15 protein-coding genes are annotated in these 18,727 nt (G+C 49.9%); 1 reads left to right on the top strand and 14 read right to left on the bottom strand.

From position 1 onward, the window contains the following. Positions 1-21 precede the first annotated feature (21 nt). The 11 genes from PBA01S_RS06145 to PBA01S_RS06095 all read right to left on the bottom strand — a co-directional run bounded on the left by PBA01S_RS06145 (position 22) and on the right by PBA01S_RS06095 (position 14,064). Positions 22-876 carry a carbohydrate ABC transporter permease gene (locus PBA01S_RS06145; protein ID WP_051416888.1) on the bottom strand — a complete coding sequence of 285 codons (855 nt, stop codon included), beginning with the start codon at positions 874-876 and terminating at the stop codon, positions 22-24. 11 nt (positions 877-887) lie between these two features. Then, the gene (locus tag PBA01S_RS06140; RefSeq protein WP_009224913.1) at positions 888-1,757 is read right to left on the bottom strand and encodes a carbohydrate ABC transporter permease; all 870 of its coding nucleotides are present in this window, start codon (positions 1,755-1,757) and stop codon (positions 888-890) included. Between the two features lie 69 nt (positions 1,758-1,826). Continuing rightward, the gene (locus PBA01S_RS06135) at positions 1,827-3,146 is read right to left on the bottom strand and encodes an extracellular solute-binding protein (protein ID WP_009224914.1); all 1,320 of its coding nucleotides are present in this window, start codon (positions 3,144-3,146) and stop codon (positions 1,827-1,829) included. 107 nt (positions 3,147-3,253) lie between these two features. Next, positions 3,254-4,840: a response regulator gene (locus PBA01S_RS06130; RefSeq protein ID WP_127575562.1), complete on the bottom strand. Its 1,587-nt coding sequence runs from the start codon at positions 4,838-4,840 to the stop codon at positions 3,254-3,256. After that, entirely contained in the window at positions 4,828-6,651 is a 1,824-nt protein-coding gene (locus PBA01S_RS06125; protein WP_016313909.1) for a cache domain-containing sensor histidine kinase, read from the bottom strand. Before PBA01S_RS06125 ends, PBA01S_RS06130 begins: the two co-directional genes overlap by 13 nt. 159 nt (positions 6,652-6,810) lie before the next feature. After that, on the bottom strand, positions 6,811-8,619 hold the full coding sequence (locus PBA01S_RS06120) for a sugar-binding protein (RefSeq protein ID WP_085278819.1): 1,809 nt from the start codon (positions 8,617-8,619) through the stop codon (positions 6,811-6,813). A gap of 317 nt (positions 8,620-8,936) precedes the next feature. After that, a complete protein-coding gene (locus tag PBA01S_RS06115) occupies positions 8,937-10,397 on the bottom strand; it encodes a serine hydrolase (protein ID WP_127575561.1) in 1,461 nt (486 codons plus the stop codon). 145 nt (positions 10,398-10,542) lie between these two features. Continuing rightward, positions 10,543-11,178, bottom strand: coding sequence for a response regulator (locus PBA01S_RS06110; RefSeq protein ID WP_016313912.1), 636 nt, complete (start codon positions 11,176-11,178; stop codon positions 10,543-10,545). Between the two features lie 4 nt (positions 11,179-11,182). Then, positions 11,183-12,397 carry a sensor histidine kinase gene (locus PBA01S_RS06105; protein WP_085278821.1) on the bottom strand — a complete coding sequence of 405 codons (1,215 nt, stop codon included), beginning with the start codon at positions 12,395-12,397 and terminating at the stop codon, positions 11,183-11,185. 228 nt (positions 12,398-12,625) lie between these two features. Further along, positions 12,626-13,423 (bottom strand): sensor domain-containing protein, encoded by a 798-nt coding sequence (locus tag PBA01S_RS06100; protein WP_127575560.1) that lies wholly within the window; start codon positions 13,421-13,423, stop codon positions 12,626-12,628. A 128-nt stretch (positions 13,424-13,551) separates the two neighbouring features. Then, positions 13,552-14,064 carry a MarR family transcriptional regulator gene (locus PBA01S_RS06095; protein ID WP_085278823.1) on the bottom strand — a complete coding sequence of 171 codons (513 nt, stop codon included), beginning with the start codon at positions 14,062-14,064 and terminating at the stop codon, positions 13,552-13,554. 128 nt (positions 14,065-14,192) lie between these two features. Here PBA01S_RS06095 and PBA01S_RS06090 point away from each other — a divergent pair, with 128 nt between their 5' ends. Beyond that, entirely contained in the window at positions 14,193-14,936 is a 744-nt protein-coding gene (locus tag PBA01S_RS06090) for an NADPH-dependent oxidoreductase (RefSeq protein ID WP_085278824.1), read from the top strand. 56 nt (positions 14,937-14,992) lie between these two features. Here the strand turns inward: PBA01S_RS06090 and PBA01S_RS06085 are convergent, their stop codons facing one another. Genes PBA01S_RS06085 through PBA01S_RS06075 form a run of 3 tightly spaced genes read right to left on the bottom strand, consistent with a single transcriptional unit; the run spans position 14,993 to position 18,715 of the window. Beyond that, entirely contained in the window at positions 14,993-16,111 is a 1,119-nt protein-coding gene (locus PBA01S_RS06085) for an enolase C-terminal domain-like protein (RefSeq protein ID WP_127575559.1), read from the bottom strand. Positions 16,112-16,171: 60 nt separating this feature from the next. Then, the gene (locus PBA01S_RS06080; RefSeq protein WP_127575558.1) at positions 16,172-16,417 is read right to left on the bottom strand and encodes a hypothetical protein; all 246 of its coding nucleotides are present in this window, start codon (positions 16,415-16,417) and stop codon (positions 16,172-16,174) included. A 30-nt stretch (positions 16,418-16,447) separates the two neighbouring features. Further along, positions 16,448-18,715, bottom strand: a complete 2,268-nt coding sequence (locus PBA01S_RS06075) for a GH92 family glycosyl hydrolase (protein ID WP_164744095.1) — start codon at positions 18,713-18,715, stop codon at positions 16,448-16,450. Positions 18,716-18,727 lie beyond the last annotated feature (12 nt).

Below are 18,727 nucleotides of genomic sequence, written 5' to 3'. Positions count from 1 at the left end.
CCTTCACGCCTGTAATTGTCCTTATCCTTTCACTGCACCTGCAATCATGCTCTGTTGTACTTGCTTGTTTAAGAGCAAATAAATGATCACCGTTGGGATGGTTGTGATCATAAGCCCGGCCCCAATAATGCCCCACTGCGTAATGTAGGTTCCGACCATCGACATCATTCCCACCGTCAATGTTTGATAATGTGTGTCATTAATGAATGTCACCGCAAACATCAGTTCATTCCAGCAGGAAAGGAAGGTAAAGATCGATACGGTGGCAATCGCCGGACGAATCAACGGAAGAATAATGGAGAAGTACGTTCTGTAGACACCGCATCCGTCCATCACCGCAGATTCTTCGAGTTCGCGAGGGACGCCTTTGAAGAAGCTTCCCAGAATGAACACCGCCATGGGAATCCCGAACGCCACATACGGGATAATCAGCGACCAGTAAGTATTCAGCAAGTGCAAGCTCTTCAACACCATGAACAGCGGCAGCAATGCCGCATGAATGGGAACCATCATCCCAAGCAGAATCAAGGTCATCGTTGCGTTGCTAAGCTTCCAATTCATTCTCGTGATGGCGTAAGCGGCCATCGAGGAGAGAATCAGCACCAGGATGATAGAGGCCGCAGTGACCAACACGCTGTTGCCGAAATAATTCATCACATTACCGTCAGATAACGCTTTGGTATAGTTACTCCATAGAAGCTTCTTCGGGAAACCCGCGACATCGCCGCTGAAGATTTCACTATTGTCTTTCAACGAGAAGAACGCCAGCCAAATAAGGGGATAGACCTGAACGAACGCTACGATGATGAGAAAAAATTGCAACAGGAATTTTCCCAAGAAGACTCGCTTGGGCAACCTTACTTCTGCAGTATTCAATATGCTCCCCCCTATTCGGTCTTGAAGAATTTATTAATCAGGATTGTAAACACCAAGCATTCTAGAATAATAAAGACAGACACCGCGCTGCCATATCCATATCTGTACGTATTAAAAATAGTCGTGTACATCAACGTGCTTGGTACCTCAGTAGCAAACAGCGGCCCGCCGCCCGTAAGTACATACACCAGATCAAAGACTTTGAAGGCTCCGATAATAGAGAAGACAAGACATACTTTCAATATAGGCTTCATCAGCGGGATTGTAATGGAGAAGGCCGTCCGAATACGGGAAGCCCCGTCCATTTTCGCCGCTTCGAAGATTTCCTGCGAGATCGATTTCGCTCCGGCATACATCAGGAGCATATGATAACCGACATACTGCCAGAGGGTTGGAATGAAAGAAGCCGCGAGTGCGGTCTTCTTCTGACCGAGCCAGTCCTGGGCTAATTCAGACAAACCAATATTCTCAAGCAATGTATTTAAAAGGCCGTAATCCGCATTGTAGATTTTGGACCATAATTGCGCGATCACAACGGTGGAGATCAGTACCGGAATAAAGTACACCGTTCTATAAAAGCCCTCGCCTTTGACCGAAGATGCCAAAATCAAGGCAAGCAACAGAGAAATCGGCAATTGAATGAAAACAGACGCTGCCGCAAACAGGAAGGAGTTCCGGATCGACAGTAAAGCCCGGGAATCCGTAAACATCTCCACATAATTATCTAGTCCAACAAACGTTCCCTTACCGACGCCATTCCAATCCAGTACGCTATAATAACTCGATACGAAAATCGGAATTAAGACGATCCCGCAAAAAATGAGAAGTGTAGGAAGCACAAATATCGCGATCGCTTTCTTATTGGAAAAAACTGTGTTCATGTGAGTTCTCCTCTCAAAGATGTGGTCAGGGATCCCCCTGACCACATCTGGTTTGAGATTATTCTAGAATCAAAGTTTGAGTTCCGTCGGTTGGAGCTGCGCCATCTGTTTACAGAACTCTTCCGGCGTAATGTCACCAGCAAGAAGCGATGCAATCAAGTTCTTATGCGTTTCCGCAGATTCGGCAGGGAGAATATTATCCCACCAGGTAATAAACGAAGTCGCTGTCGACATAATCTCGGCAGCCGAACGATCCAGCGAAGAGAGGCTCGATGTGTCTAGTCCATCGATTTTCCAGCTTGGGAGACCCGCTCCTGCCAGATAGCCTTGCGTTCCGAGCTGTTCACTCAAATACATCAAGAAATCAACGGCTTCTTTAGGATGCTTCGTGTTGCTGCTGATGTAGAAACCATCCACCGCTCCGCCAAAAATTTCCGTCACCTTACCTTTACCATCTTCAAATACAGGGAAAGGAACGACTTGAACCTTGCCTTTTGTCGCCGAGGACGGATCCTCAATGCCTGCATTTACCCAGTTCGCCTGGAACATCATCGCACCGCTGCCCGCATTAAATGCCCCCAGCATCTCGTCATAGCTCATGCTCAACATGCTGCTGTTGAATGCCCCAACCTTCGCGAGTTCCTGCATTTTGGCAGCTGCAGCGACGAAATCCGGCGAATCCCATTTGGATGGATCTTTGAAGGCTTCGATCACCGCATCATATCCTGCCTGACGCATCGCGATAATGTCATACCAATACATGCCCGGCCAGCGGTCTTTCTCGCCGATCAACGCCGGTGTAATTCCTGCTGCCTTCAATTTTTCTACCGCATCCAGCAGTTCGGTATAAGTGGTTGGAATTTTGGCTCCCGCTTTATCGAACAGCTCAGTATTCACATAGAGATTGGCAATATGGGTGTAAACGGGGAGAGTATAAATTTTGCCGTCGGTTTCAATCGCTTCGGCCATCCCCGGCCCCATCTTGGACTTGATTTCATCTGTCAAATAACTGGAGATTTCCAGCACGTTGCCGGATTCAATGTAAGGCTGCATGAAGCTTCCGCCGCCCATACCGTAAAAGAGGTCAGGTGCTTCGTTGGCCGCCAGCGATGTTTTGATTTTCGTCTTATACTGCTCGCCTGTCGTACCTGTTCGTTCAACCTGGATGTTGGGATGCTCTTTGTTCCATTTCTCAACAATTTCCGGCAGCAATTTTGCCGATGGATCCGTATTTCCTACGGATTGATCCCAAAGCGTCAACTTAATGGAATCGCTTCCACTTCCGCCCGAAGATTTCTCTCCGGAGGAATTGGATGAGCACGCTGCTAAGCTTCCTGCTAGACCTACCGCTAAAACGATACTCATGGATCTTTTTAATAACGCTTTCATCTCTTTGACCTCCCAATAGAATTCGATGCATCTAAAGCCATTTTAGGGAAGTCGATGGGAATCCTCCATTCACAAAACGCGCATCCCCTTATAAAATTCGATCATCCTTATTGGCATTTTCCAACCCTATACTCGTTCATTGATCTGCCCATGACCTTCTTGAATAAGATGCTAAAATAATGCGGGTCCGTAATCCCCACCTGTGCCCCAATCTCGTAACCTTTTAAATCGGTTGTTTTGAGAAGCGTCTCTGCTTTCTTCATACGCAGGTTCGTCAAATACTCGACAAAGGTCTGACCCGTCTCCTTCTTCATCAACCGTCCCAAATGACCCGGACTTACAAAGAAGGCTGCCGCGGTACTAGCCAACCCCACCTCCGGATCTCCGAGATTTTGTTCCAGATACGCTTTCACCTGACTGATCAGGTTCCCTTCCTTGTCTTGCCTCTTCGACAGAATTGCCTCCGAAACCACAACAATGTAGCGCTCCAAGGTTTGGACTAATTCCGGCAAGTTGTCAGCGGTCATGACAGCGAGCATCGTTTCTTTAACGAGCCCCTGTTCCCCCTCAATCCCTTGCTCTGTGATCGCACGCTGGCATTCATGGATCACATCCAACGCGGCCATACGGAAATCCGATTCGCTTGAGAATGACAGACCAAAAATCTGGCTTAGCAGCTGCACTGCACGTTCGGACGATCCGACGCTAACATAAAACTGCAGCTGTCGCAGAAGCTCTGGATCGGATTGGTACGTCTCTTCCCGGTTCCCGATCATTTCTTCATAACATACGACTTGATTATTCCCGACGAAGGCTTTGTAGCGGATGGCTCGGCAGGCCTCTTGATAGCTCAGACGTGCGTCTTGCACATTCTCACGCTTTCGGCCGACTCCAATGTTGACCAAACATTGAGTGGAAGCGAGGAGATAAGCCATCAGTGATTCACAAGTCTCCGCGAGCTCTCTCCCCGGATAAAATGAGACGAGGATGAATTGATTACGGGTCTCGGATAAGATCTCAACCAGCGGATCGTTCTGGAAAAACAGCTCGATCTGATGCTTGCACACCAGCCCCAGCATAATCAGCTGCTCCTCAGTGTGTTTCTCGGAGACCGGAGCGATCTCGACAACAGCAACCTGAAACCCGCTGCTCTGCCGGAATGCAGGTAATTTGAAGTAATCGGCCTGCTCTACTATTTCCTCCCGAGACAACGTGCCGTTCAACCACTGAAATAGAAATCTTTCACGCAGATAGGGCAAGTTCCGCTCCATCTCCTCCTTCATCTTTGAGATTTCCTTGGCCCGTGTTCGCTCTTCATGAATTTTCTGCTTGAGATTCCCCGCAACATGAAGCAGGTCCGAGGCTCGGATGGGCTTCAATAGGAAGTCGAAGATCCCAATTTTGATGCCCTGCTGTGCGTATTCGAACTCGTCATGACCGCTCACAACCACGATTTTGATGTGTGGATACCTCTCGAGTACTCTTCGGCTAAGCTCAATCCCATCCATATTGGGCATATAAATATCGGTAAAGATAATATCTGGATTCTGCTCCTCCACCAGCTCCAGCGCTTCTTGGGCATTGGAGGCTTCCCCCGTGATCTCGAAGCCCTCCTGTTCCCAATCGATACGTAAACGAATCAAATTCCGAATCAAATGTTCATCATCAACGATCAAAACCTTTAATTTTTCCATGGCGAATCTACTCCAATCGGTAAGGTTAAAGTAATTGTCGTTCCGACTCCAGGTTCACTATCAATATGTAAAACATCTCGATCATCATAAAAGATCCGCAATCGTTCCTTGGTTCCCCAAAGCCCAAAGCTCTTGATCTGACCTTGTCTTTCCGTAAGTAAGATTTCCTCGATTTCCTCCTTCGACATCCCCACGCCGTCATCTGATATGGTGATGACCACAGCAGAATCTACAGATCTCGTGCTGATTCGTATGATGCCTTTGGTTCCTTTAGGTCTTATGCCATGATACAGCGAGTTCTCAACCAACGGCTGCAGCACCAGCTTGGGAATTGGGATCATGGCACATTCCCTATCTACCTCGAACTGGGCCTCGAAGACATTGTCGTACCGTACGCTCTGGATCTTCAAATAATTGCGGACCATCTCGATTTCTTCCGAAACGGTAATGACGTCCTGACCTTTGCTAACACTTAAGCGATAGTAGGTTCCCAACGCCTCGATCAGCCCACATACCTGCTCATTGTCTCCGGATAGTGCCAGCGAAGTAATGGAGTCCAACGTGTTGTATAGGAAGTGAGGTTTGATCTGAGACTGAAGCGCATTGAGTTCTGCTCTGCGTATCGTCTTCTGTTCTTCGATGACGCGCTTTAACAGTTGATCAATTTGCTCAATCATCTGGTTATATCCGTCGTACAACTGTTCCATCTCGAAGCTGTTCCGCTCAGCGCTGACCTTCATGAAGTTCCCGCTTGGCGCTCGATTCATAGCCCGCAGCAGCTTCTGAATCGGCTTAATAATGCTGCGCGAGATGATAAAGGAGCTAACGAAGAAAATCGTTCCGTTAATGAGCAACAGCCCGAAAGCCAACAGGACCAAAGATTGATTTCGGAACTCCATGTTCTTATGCGGCGAGAGGCTCACGAACTTCCAGTTATAAGCCCCGCCCGACAAATAAGTTACCGTATATTTCAGGGAGCCTAAATGGACGATTAAATTCCCTGAGTCACTTTGCTGAAATCGATCCTCTAGTAATGCTAGGTTAGTATTCAACAGCTCAAATATTGCCGATCTTCCGGGCTCATCCGTGGAATCAGCAACAATGGTCTGATTATTCTCATCCAGAATGGCAATTTGCAACGAAGTTTCACTGAGCAGATTCGAATAGGCTTGTACCAACGCATCATCCTTGATCTCGATGACCAATACCCCAAGGGGTGCTGTGTTATCGAGATCCCGAATCAACCGGATGAAGGAAACGATATTCCCGCCGGATGTCCCCTCCCCGCCTCTACGATCCAGTCTCAGAATATATTTGCCGTTATTGCTCAATACCTGTTCGTACCAAGGGGCGTCCTTGATGTTCACCTCCATGTACGTCGGCAGCTCCTGGGTGGCAACTGAAAAACGATGTCCTCCATTATCGTAAATATGTACCGAGTCGATAATCGGAACCGCTTGCATTAAGTTGTATAAATAAGCGCTGACCTTCGATTGGGTTTGAAGGTTAGCATACACATCCCCTTGCCGAAGCAAGTTCTGCAGATTGCGGTCCGAGAAAATCATCTTCGAATAGTTGTTCACATTCTCGATCATCAGGTCTATGTTCGTTCGAATCGATGTAATCGTTTGCAAAGATGCTTCGTTAATTTTCTTCTGGGCGGAGTTCGCCGCGATTTGATTCAATACCAAGTAGCTGAAGCCTACGGTCAGCAGTATGACCAAGAAATAGGCAGACGGGATCTTAAATGCTAGTTTTCTTGGTTTACCGTAACTCATCATTCTAAAGCTGTCCCTGAGTTGTGCCCTCATTTCATCGGCCTCCTGCTTCTGATGCGAATATCTATAACCCCCATTATATAACGACCGTCTCTCCTATGGGACATAGCCGATTTCATTCTACCTTAAGGCCATCTGTCACCTCAGTGACAAATGGCCTTGGAATTGAACAAGTATGAGGATGTAGGGGGGCTAGTGGAACAGATCTGGCAGAATATCATAAATGTACTGATTCACCCAATGCCAAGCATGCGTACCGCCGTCGCCTACAATGAAATAGAAGTTCCCTTTAGTCGTATCCGATGAGTAGATAAAGGTGTCCGTGAGTTGCTTCATCGCATCAATCTGCGGTTTTAAATTCGGGTAAGCAATATCCAGATTGCCGGTGGCACTGAAAATATAATAATCCTGCGGTTGATAGCCCGCATCTTTCACAACTTTGGCCAGATATTCCGCAGTTTCCTTCGGTTTGCTGCCCCCGGCTCCCTGGCCTAACACCCAACTATCACCGCTTAACGGCAGGTAATACTTAAAGTAGTCAAGCTTATGAATAAAAGTATACCAAGTTGTAACGGATCCCATAGAGAAGCCGCCGAACGCCCGATGCTCCCGGGAAGCCTTCAAATCTTCCGGGCTAGCCGATTGGGCATAGGTATGATATTTGGTCTCTACCAATGGAAGAATGATATTGGTCAATTCCTCGTGGAATAGGGCGGTATCATTCTTCCCGCCATAGAAGGTTGGCGTAACCACAATCAACGGCTCGATATCCCCGTTTGCGATCATATTGTCCAAGATTTTCGCGAGCTCCTTGCTTTGCCCTGGTCCGCCAAAGAGCAGGTCTTCATTTTCCCCGCCGCCGTGCATCAGGTATAGAACATTATATTTCTTCGCGGGATCGGAAGGGTCATAGCCATAAGGAAGATAGACATTCAACTTCTTCTCGTCCATTCCGTTCGTTACATTCGGTGCCAAGTATGTGAGTCTCTCGATGGTGCCTGGTTGATCGCTGGCCATCCGATAGGCATCCGGAACCGGCTTGAAATATTTCTCATTGGCCGCTTCTTCCGTCATTTCCAATTGGTCCACCGCAGCTTGGATCATGGCAATCTGTTCGTCTATCTGTTGTTGGGTGACTTTTTTATCGTTTAACACGTTAGCCGCGACAACCTTCGTGAGAGCTTCCGTAACGACATCGGGGTTTTTATATAGCTTGAAGTCAAGCTTGAGTGTGCTTCGGAACAAGTTGAGAAGATCATAAGGATTTACTCCGCTAATGTCGCCCTTCCCCTTGCCGTTTAGAACCAGTTCCCCGAACTTTCCCGTGTCATTCCAGGCATTGCCTGTGGCATCAAAGACGTTAAGCGTACCCGATCTCGTTGATCCTTTGGCATCGTTGATTTGCAGCTCGAAGCCTACAACCTTGTTGTTTTCGGGTTTGGATTTCAGAGCAATTCGGGCTTCGATTACATATCCGCCGTCCACTCGTTTCGCAGCCGTATAAAACCGCTGCACATCCCCGTTGTCTACCGACTGGTTATTCTCATAATTGACGCGAAAATGCACATCGTCTACACCATATTCCGAGGTCTTGTCATGGTTCTCATCAAGAAACAACTCCAAGGAATCTTGCATGTACGGGTTTACGGAGGCAACGGATAGGTGCGGGTCCTTGACTTCAGCCAGAACATAGAGAGCCTGGTCATCCCATAGCGCTCTTAAAACAGCAGAGGCCTCCACCTCGCCCGACACATGTTGGGGTGACACCGGCTGCGCCTTGCTCCATACCTTATCCACGTTACCATCGATCACAGGCGACCCGAATTTCGCGACCATTCTGCCTTGAGGATCGAATCCGTTCTTGGCTCCCGGATCAGGATGACCTGGACCCGCAGCTGCAGCAGCCTCTGCTCCCGAATAGGAAGCATTCGTTAGCATTAAGGATACACTGATCAACAACATCATCATGGATTGCAGGAATAGCCTTATTCTTCTCTTCATGAAAGAATCCCTCCTACGATCGTCATGTTCTCTTGGTTTTGCTCGCGAATCCCAGGCTGTGAACTTACTATCTGCTAACCGATTCCAACGATAACTGAATTAACACTTCTATCAGATGCTAATAGAAGCGCTTTCATAAATTCCCTCCTTTAAGTTCATTTAGTTTGTTGCACCCATATTTTAGAAAAAATTACACAGCGACTACATTCAAAATTTGAACCATCCCTTTCAATTTTCAAACATTCCTAGAGGCAAATGACATAGTGAACAACAAAAAAGGGCTCCCGGCGAAGCCTGGAGCCCTGTCTGATTTCTCCTTATTTCCTTATCGCGATCAATGCGATGAGGCTATACACCACCCAGAGGGCCAAAGATATCATGATGGCGAATAAGCCGACGGCTAGATCGTGCGGATACCCGTAAAAACCGATTTGCGTCGGATGCACGGTGATCAGCAAGTACATGATGGGCAGGAGTATGATGATACATAGCACGGTCCGGCAAATCGTCCATCCTCTTCGAAATGGCTTCTGTGGATGCTGTAACAAGAAAATCGATCTCACGAGCAAGACCAGCAGGACGATTCCGATAATAACCAGCCCTAAGGAGATCGAACCCAGCAGCCTCCAGAAGGTGATCCCCACATGAACATCGGAGGGCTTCTTCCCTAACAGGATATCAGCAATCCCAAAGGCCAGGGGCTGACCTATTTCCGGAATAGAATCGCCAATGAGCAGGGATATTCCTACCTTCATCTCGGGAATCATCACAACCATCGCCGTCGAGCCAATACCGTCGCCCGCTTTGTATAGAATCCGGGTCTGATGCCGGCTTCCCTCTTCAAAGCCGCTAATGGAGTAGAAAGACCCGTCGCTCCCCGTAGAAATCTCTCCCTGCTGCGAGGTCTGCAAGGTCTCCGGACGAAGCAACTCCGGACCCTCTCCCAGCATCGCGGCTAGAAACTTGGACAGATCGAGCACATTCGAATAGATCCCGCCTTCCGGGTTCTGACTATGGCCAAAGACCTCTACGTTCGGAGCAGATTTATGCTTCAGTCCAAACAACCACATATACTCACTTGCGACATGGTCCATTTTGGTCGGATCAAATGCGGTGTGGTCCATCCCTAATGGTGCGAAGATATGCTCCTTCATATATTGTTCATAGTCGGTCTGGGTGACCTTCTCAATCACCAATCCCAGCGTATTGTAACAAGTATTGCAGTAAGAACCCTCGGTACCGGGATCTGCGGTCATGGAGACGGTGCTCAAAGCCCGGACGCTCTTCTCCAAGGAGTTCCGATTTTCCCGTTCATTTTGAAAGATAGACCCGTCCGCTTCCAACCGTTGAATTCCGGCCGAATGGGTAAGCAAATGGCGAATCGTCACTTTAGCGGAGCGATCCCGATCTTTATAGGTAAACCAAGGAATGTAGGTGTTCACGGGCGCGTCCAGGTCGATTTGACCTTGCTCTGCTAATTGCAAAATCGCCGCAGCTGTGAATGCCTTCGTGACTGAAGCTGTCGCATAGACGGTTTCCGGCGTAACCGGCTCCTTGGTCTCTACATCCGCAATCCCGATGCCCTTAGCCGCAATGACCTTTCCTTCTTGAGTAATGGCGTACGCCCCGCCGATCACCCGGTTATTGTTAAACTGCTCTGTGACATACTCATGGATGATATTTAATGTTGTTTGGCTAATCCCCTTCTCTTGCGCCAAGCTGACCGAAGGAAGCCCGCTCACGAAGAAAATGATGACAAGCAAAAGCAGTTTTCGCATCAAGTTGTTCTACTTCCTTTCCTAACCTATTGATCACATCCTAAGCGTACGGAAAAGATGTCACTGGCGCATAGTGCAGGTTGTCATGATCGTGTCACATGATATGTCATATCTAAAAAAAAGCTCTGGACCAATTCCAGAGCTCTTAAAATAAGCCTTTCGCTTTGTTGATTGCCTCAATCCGGCTATGTACATTTAATTTGCTGTAAATGCTGGAGATATAGTTTCTTACCGTTCCTTCGGATAAAAATAGCTTCTCGGCGATCATACTGTTCGTTAACCCATTGGAGAGGCATTTCAGGATTTCCATCTCTCGTTCGGTCAGCGCCTCCCGCTCATTCGCCGGCTGCAGATGCCCGCCCTTCGGGCCGGTGAACAGCAGCTTGGCGACCTCCTGGGAAATCATCGTCTCCCCCCGACTCACGAGCCGAATGGCTGCCGCGAGATCAAGCGGATCAATCGCTTTTAAGATGTACCCTTCTGCCCCGGCTTCTAGAGCGCCTACGACGGAATCTCTGGTTTGCAGCGTCGTCAGCATGATGATTTTCAAGGAGGGCCACTTGGCTTTGGCGAGCCTCGTCGCTTCTAACCCGTCCATGATCGGCATATGGACATCCATCAATACGACATCCGGCTGCACTTGCTCCAATACGGACAACGCCTCTTCCCCGTTCATCGCCGTTCCTACGACTTCGATATCCTCGGTCGCGTTGAGGATGATCTTCAGGCTGTTTAAGATCAGGAGTTGATCTTCGACAAGGACGACCTGAATAGACTTCATATTTTCAACCTGCTTTCAGTGGAATGGTACACGTGAGACTTGTTCCGAGGTTAGCTTTCGAGCTGATCTCCATGGTGCCATTTAGGCCGGTAATCCGCTGGTTCATGGCATTTAATCCGAAGCCGGCCGAGATCTTCTCCTGCCCCGTGCCGTTATCTACGACTTTCATGGATATCGATTGCGGCGTAAAGGTCAAGCTGACGGTGATTTCGGTGGCCCGCCCATGGCGCTTGGCATTGGTGAGAGCCTCTTGCAGACAACGAATCAATGCGATCCGAATCGACTCGGGGGTGGTGTACGGCTCTTGCTCTTCCCCGGTCACTTCCACTACCACATGTGTTCGGGTGTGCTCGCCAAATTCCGCGGCAATCTCCGCCAAGCTCTTGACCAGTGATTTCTCGTTCTCATACACCGCCATTTGGTGAATGTTCCGCCGGACATCCTCGTAGCCCGTACGTGCAAACTCCACCAGCTCCTTCAACTGCGCCTTGGCTACATCCGGAGCGTGGTCCATTTGGTAATAGACCGCTTCCATCCCTAGGATGGTCGACGTAAACGTATGCCCCACCGTATCATGCAGCTCGCTGGCAATCCGGTTTCTTTCCTCGACAATCGTAAGCTGTTTGATTTGCTTCGAGTACAGCTCTAAGGTCTGGTTCTGATCCTGAATGATCTGAACCATTTCCTTCATCCGGGTGTGACCCGTGATCATCGCGCGCAAGCAAATACCGATGATGAACATCACGGTATTATCCAGCATTTCGTTGGCAATCATCTTGAGCGGATAGTCATAGATCCAGCCTGCCAGTAAAGGAATCACGATCACGGTTGGCAGGTAGTACCACGCATATTTTTTGCGAAAACTAAAGTACCCCACGGTAAACACAGGCAAATTATACAAATCGAATACCCCGGGTTCTCCAGCGAAGTACAGAACCAGCGGTCCCATCAGGACCAGTTCAATCAACGGGCTGTAAGGTTTTAGTTTCTTGGAAAAATAAAACACGAGCGGAATTAGATAACTTGCTGTTAACCATAAAGCCACCAGCGCAAGCGCACCTGTCGTCAACAAGGGATTGGAGGCCTCGATGATTTGCTCAGGGTTGACGCGTAAATCTCTTAACGCCAGGATTAACCAGGAGGTGCGTACGGCGAGAAACACAAGATCAAACCAATGCCACTTCCCCTTCACGATCTTCTTCCATGCAGTCTGTCTCAATCTTCAGCCACCCTTTGTATGCCAGTCTAATCCGTTGCTTCAAATTTGCTAGATCTTAAAATCAATATATAGCAGTCGCTTATAAATAGCATCATTACAAATTGGAATCTCAAGCAGAAATCCTTAGCCCTGTAAATTCTTGTGGAAAAAATAAAAGGAAGAGCCGGATAAACCGACCCTTCCTTGATCGTACTGCCGTTAAATTGGACTTAATATCACCCTTACTTCTTAAGCAAGCCACACTTTCTCAGTCGCAGGATGCTCGGGAAGATCATCCTCAAATTGCGGAATCACCGGTGTATGGAATGGGTGTGAAGCTGGAGCTGGAGCCGACGGCTCAGGTGCCGGCTGCAAATAAGCTTCGTCTACATACATGATTCTGCGCTGAACCTGCATCAGCCCATTCACGACGCGAAGCGCTACCCAGAACAGGAAGAGCCCTACGCCCACGTATAGCAGGTATTGTTGATTATAGGTCCAGTTGAGATGGAAGTAGGTAAACAGGTTATTTTCCAAAATATCCAGCTGATATTCATTCATCAGAACGATGTGCACCACAGGGAGCGCAATAAAGCCAATGCCCAGGGCAAGCGCAACGATCATGACCGCAAAGAATACGATGCCGGTGACCAAACGAAGCACGACCAACATCAAGTTGCGGAAGAACAGTTCCCCGTCAAACCCTTTGACCATACGCATGAACCAATTCGTGCCGGCTTCTGCCGAGGGTTGCTTTGGAGCTGCTGCAGGCGGAACCGGCAACCCCAATATATGCCGAATCAGACCTTGCTCAAAGCTCACAATGCCGTTTATCAACTTCGCCATTCCCAAAAACATCGGGATTCCGATAAATACCGGAGTCAACGCAATGGAAATGGCAAGCCCGGTGATCGCCAGCGTGAAATAAATAATCCCTAACGGGAGAGCTAACAGCAAATAGAGCATCGTTGCATAGGTTTTGGGATTAAACAGCGCCCAATTCACCTTCCCCGCTTTCGCCACATTTGTCGCTTCAACTGCCTTCACGTTTAAACACTCCTTTGACTCCTTCAGTCACGTACCAAATGTATAAGCTCATTATAACGACCCTGCTGGCGTGACATAACCGTCTTAGGTGGTGTTTGAAACTAGACTTTAGGCTAGGACAAGCCCCGTCATTCCTCCGGGTGCGGCGGCTCCGACACCAGGCCGGCCAGCTTCTCCAGGAAATCGGCAACAATCTCTAAGGACGCCATATCGTAACTCTTAAACAGCTCCAGCCCTCGATGCTCTTGCGCTTGGTGAAATACCTGATGCATTTCGGCCAGTTCGGTGCCAAGCGGCGTGACGGAAAAGTAGATTTCTTTCAGATTATCCGGAAGCTGCGTTTTCTGAATCAATCCTTGATCCAGCAGCTTACGCGTAATTTTCGAGACCGCGCCCTTCGTCATTCCCATCTCGCGGGCGATATCCACCCCTTTGATGCTGCCATGCGTAAAGATCACATCCAACACGTGCAAGCTGGAGATCGAGAGGTGAGGAAGCAGCTTCTTGAGCCTATCGTCGGAAATACGCTCCATCATCCACAGCCGATCCTGATCTTCATCGGCTTCACGAATCAGAATCCGGTACATGGACTGTTCAATTCGATGTTTAAGGTGAAGCAAATCGTCATTTAGATCGGGCATATGATAAGCCTGCCTTTTTTCTTTTTATTATAACATGGTTTCCTAAGAAACTATTTGACGAAATCGATCCATCCTGTTAATATGGTTTCCATGGAAACCATAAGAAATGATGAATGGGAGGAAATCATATGAACGAAGTTCTGCAAGTCATCGGCCAACACCGCTCGATTCGCAAGTTTCAGAATATCCCGCTCACCAAAGAACAAATCGGAGCGATCGTGGATGCCGCACAAATGGCTCCATCCTCTGCACATATGCAGCCCTACTCCATCGTCGGTATCACCGACCCTGAACGACGAAGCAAGATCGCAAAGCGTTCCAACAATCCTTGGATTGAGGAATGCGGCTACTTTTTCGTGTTTTGCGCCGATCTCTATCGAATCAAGCTAGCCGCCGACCCCGCCGATCAGGAGAACATCAGCCGTAACCTGAGCTACTCGTATTTTTACCAAACCGCGGTGTTCTGCGCTGCGCTGGCCGTGCAAAATGCCAATGTGGCGGCCGAATCCATGGGACTTGGAGCCGTCATGATCGGCGGAATCAACGAGGCGCTGCCTGACCTTGACGAATGGCTTGGTCTGCCGGAGTTCGTCCTGCCTTTGGTTGGCCTGGCAGTGGGCATTCCCGACGAGTCCCCCGAGCAGAAGCCGCGTCTGCCGCGTAGTGCGGTATTTTTCGAGAACCAGTACAATCCGGATCTCAAAGAGCAAATCGAGAGCTATGACCGGGAGATCGGGGAATATTACGGTGCACGCACGAGCAACAAGCAAAAAGCCAGCTGGTCCGGCAAATTGGTGTCCATCCTGAAACAGGATCTGCCGCTCGGCGGGTACACGGAGTACGTGAAGAGCAAGGGGTTTGATTTGAGATAGCCATAAAATAACCATCGGCCAGAAATCCCTGACCGATGGTTTGTCGTCTGGTGAGCTTATACTGTCCAGCCGCTTTCCCTTACTTTCCCTTCATAATAGGCCTCGTCAAGGTGTAAACCAAACCCTGGGGTCGAAGGAAGAGTGACAACACCGTCGCGAATCGCGTAACCCGACGCGTCGATGCCCGGGATTTGTGCCTCATCCCACTCGACGGACATGAATCCCGGGATCGCTGGGTAAGCCTGCGCGGAAGCAAAATGCGGTGCCGCGTGAACCCCGCTTCGGGCCAGACGCTCCCCGAGCTTGATCCACTTCACAATGCCGTAATCCAATAAGTCATACTGAATCGCGTCGATCAACCCTTGCTCGGCCCAGTCTACGATGGGCTGTGCCGCGTGACCTTCGCCATCCGTAATGAGCACATTCAGCTGCTGTTCGCGCATCCATTCCTTCAGGTTGCGATACAGACTATCGTCCTCATGAAACGCCTCTTCGATCCAGGACAACTGGGAGGAGGCCGTCTCTGTCAGCACACGCTTGGTCAGGTTCAAGTTGTAACCATTGTTGGCGTCAATCATCAGCTTGCATTCGGGACCGACCGCCTCCCGAATCCCGTTGACGATGGCGATGTCGCGTTTGGTTCCTTCTTCTAAATCCATATGCATGGCTCCGCGTCCCACCTTGATTTTGAAAGCGCGGAAGCCTTCATTGTAGCCTTGCATCGCTTCCTCCTGCAGCAGACGTACCGCATCGCGCTCGGAGCTTAAATGCAAATCGTCAAAATAAAGGGAAGTATCATAGCAGGGCACCTTCAGCGGAGAAATCGCCAAACCCCCTGTTAATAGTTCATAAACAGGTTGATTGCGGACCTTGCCCAACCAATCAAAGAGCGGGAATTGCAGGTTGAGGAAGCGGTCGTGAATCCACTGCTCCTCGGAGAAGATCTCCCGAACCGGAGTCCCTATCAGAGCGGCTGCCTGTTCACGGGTAATTCTTGACCAACCGAAGCCGGTCATGCCCCCAATCGTGATGCGTACTAAGGGAAAACGGACTTCCTTGCCGTGTACTCCCAGCCGTGCATTGCAGCCCGCCAACCGGCGGCGTTCCCCCTTCATCTGCACGTGCTCGATGCGTTGGATACGCCAACTTTCATCTAGATAGGTTAATAGGTTCATCCTATTCAACCCCTTTCTCCTCTTTGTAGAATCAAACTCCAATCTACCCTGAAACCGTTCTCAATTCTTTGGTTGAACTAACTTCACAAATTGCAGGGCATCCCCCATGGACCCTGCCAGATACTTCACCTTGTCGCTGGGCGAGTACATCAGCACCGCTTTGTCATGCAGTCGGAAGGCGTTGCGTTGGGACACTCCCACAGGCTTCCTCTCCCGTATGACCCCTTCGTAATAGATCAGTCCATTCGGATCGTTCATCCAATTGTCCGGCGGAGTAAAATGGTAAATCGGCTTGCCTAGGGTCATGCCGCATTCCTCCTTCACAGGACAGGACTCCTAAAGCGACGTCGTCGAAGGCGGCGCATCCTCCGAGGCGCTTCCCCAAGCCTTGTTCGGCCGCGGGCCCATCTCCAGCACAAGTCGCCCGCCGTTCATCAGGTCCTGATGACTGATCCAAGGCCGCGAATACGGCTGCCCGTTCAAGAGAGCGGATTGGATGTACTTGTTCCCCTTGGAAACATTACGCGCTTCAATGACAAACGTCCGGCCTTCGCCAACATGCAGTGTCGTCTTCTCGAAGATCGGGCTGCCGATATCATAGACAGGCCGCCCCGGGCATACCGGATAGAAGCCCATCGCACTAAAAACATACCAGGACGACAGCGAACCGATGTCATCGTCTCCGCACAAGCCCGCCGGCCCGTCGTGATACATCAGGTATTGGATGTCGCGGACGCGCCGCTGGGTTTTCCAAGGAGCTCCCGCATAATTGTACAGGTACGGGATATGAAAGCTGGGCTCATTGCCATGGGCATACATCCCGATCAGCCCCGACATATCCGGGAACTGCCCCAGGAACCACGGCTTCTCCATCGTATATTGCTCCGTAAACAACGCGTCGAGCTTCTGCACGAAGGCCTCTCTGCCGCCCATCAGCCGAATTAACCCCTCTACATCATGCTGTACATGGAACGTATAGATCCAACTGTTCACTTCGGCAAAATACCCCTCCCCGGCAAACCCGCCGGACAGCTTCGGATCAAACGGTTCGACCCATTCCCCTTCCGCTGTCTTCGGCGCCATCAGGCCGAGGTCTGGGCGGAACAGATGGCGGTAGTTGCCTGCGCGTTGAAGGAACAACTCGGCTTCCTTGTCACGCCCCAGCTTGCGGGCCACTTGAGCGACGCACCAATCGTCATAAGCTCGCTCCAGCGTCACGGACACCGATTGCCGGCGGTGCCATGAGTCGACCTCGGGCACCCATTCATCCACACCCACCTCAGGCACCCAGGTGATTTGATTCGGCATCTTCTCCATGACGAGATTCCAGAGATTTTTTCTCCACGCGTCCGGATCAGCGACCTTCGCATCCTCCCTCACCGGAAGTGCAGGGAACCAGCCCTTTTCGTAGTACACTTGATCCAACTCCGTTGCCGGCACCGTTCGCCAAGGGATCAGGGACATTTCCGTGGCATCCTTCAGCATTCCTTCAAAAGCCTTCTCCAGCTGGATATCATCCAGACCTTTCGCACAGGCATCCGCAATCAGCGAAGCGGCATGATGACCGATCATCACCGCATGATCTCCGCCCGGATGAGGGAATTTCGGCAGCAACCCGCCTTGTTCGTACATGCGGACCAACGAATACACCATATCTTCGAATACGCGGGGCTCGATAATGCTTTGCAGCGGTCGGGCGCAGCGGTACGTATCCCACAGCTGGTCGTGCGTGTAGAAATCCCGTCCTTCTGTAGAGTGGACCTTGCCATCAAACCCGCTGTAATATTGACCGTCTTCCGTAATGTTCCGCATCCGTTGCAGGGTACGGTACATTGCCGTATAGAAAATCGTCCGCTCTTCCTCCGTCCCGCCTTCCACCTCAATTGCGGAAAGCGCGCGGTTCCAAGCGTCCCGGGCACGGAAAACGGCAGCTTCGAAGTCCCAATCCGGCAGCTCCTGCTGTCGGTTCTTCCGGGCTTGCTCCAAGCTGATGTAAGAGATCCCTACCTTGAACTCTATCGTTTCTTCCTTCTGCTGCGGATCGTAGGTGAAATAGAGTTTGGAGCTGTTTTCGATCACGCCAAACGAGGACGCGGCCTCTTTCATCTCTAAGCTAAAATAGCAAACATATCCTTGATTCGTGCGCTCTCCTTCGACGACGCGTCCATCGTGCTTGTGAACCTGCGTTGTCTCACCGCCGTCGATGATGACATGGACCGTCCCAGCAGAATGTAAGCGAAAATAAGCACTGCGCTGAGCGGTAGTCATCTCGGCATCGATCTCATGATCCTCCAGGAAGACGCGATACTTAAAGGGCCGGGTCTCCTCCAAATCATGATCGAAGGTCGAGGCATGCTCCTCCCGCCGATCGGACAAAGGTCTGCTGGAGGCTGTTACCGTTGCCGGTCCGAAGGAAAATCCATAGATTTTGTCCGCCAAATACTTGTCCCCGATGCCCGGCGTGGTAACCGGATCGACCTCCATCATCCCATGAGGAAGCTGCACGGTTGGAGACGTGGACCATGTTTTGTAAGACAACGTACCGATATTCGTATTGACGTAGGATGCCCAGTCCCGATCCGTACAGGCGGTTGTGTTCTTCAAACTGATCCCTCC

The organism is Paenibacillus barengoltzii NBRC 101215, assembly GCF_004000745.1.
Classification (GTDB): Bacteria; Bacillota; Bacilli; order Paenibacillales; family Paenibacillaceae; genus Fontibacillus; species Fontibacillus barengoltzii.
This window is presented reverse-complemented; position numbering and strand designations above follow the sequence as displayed.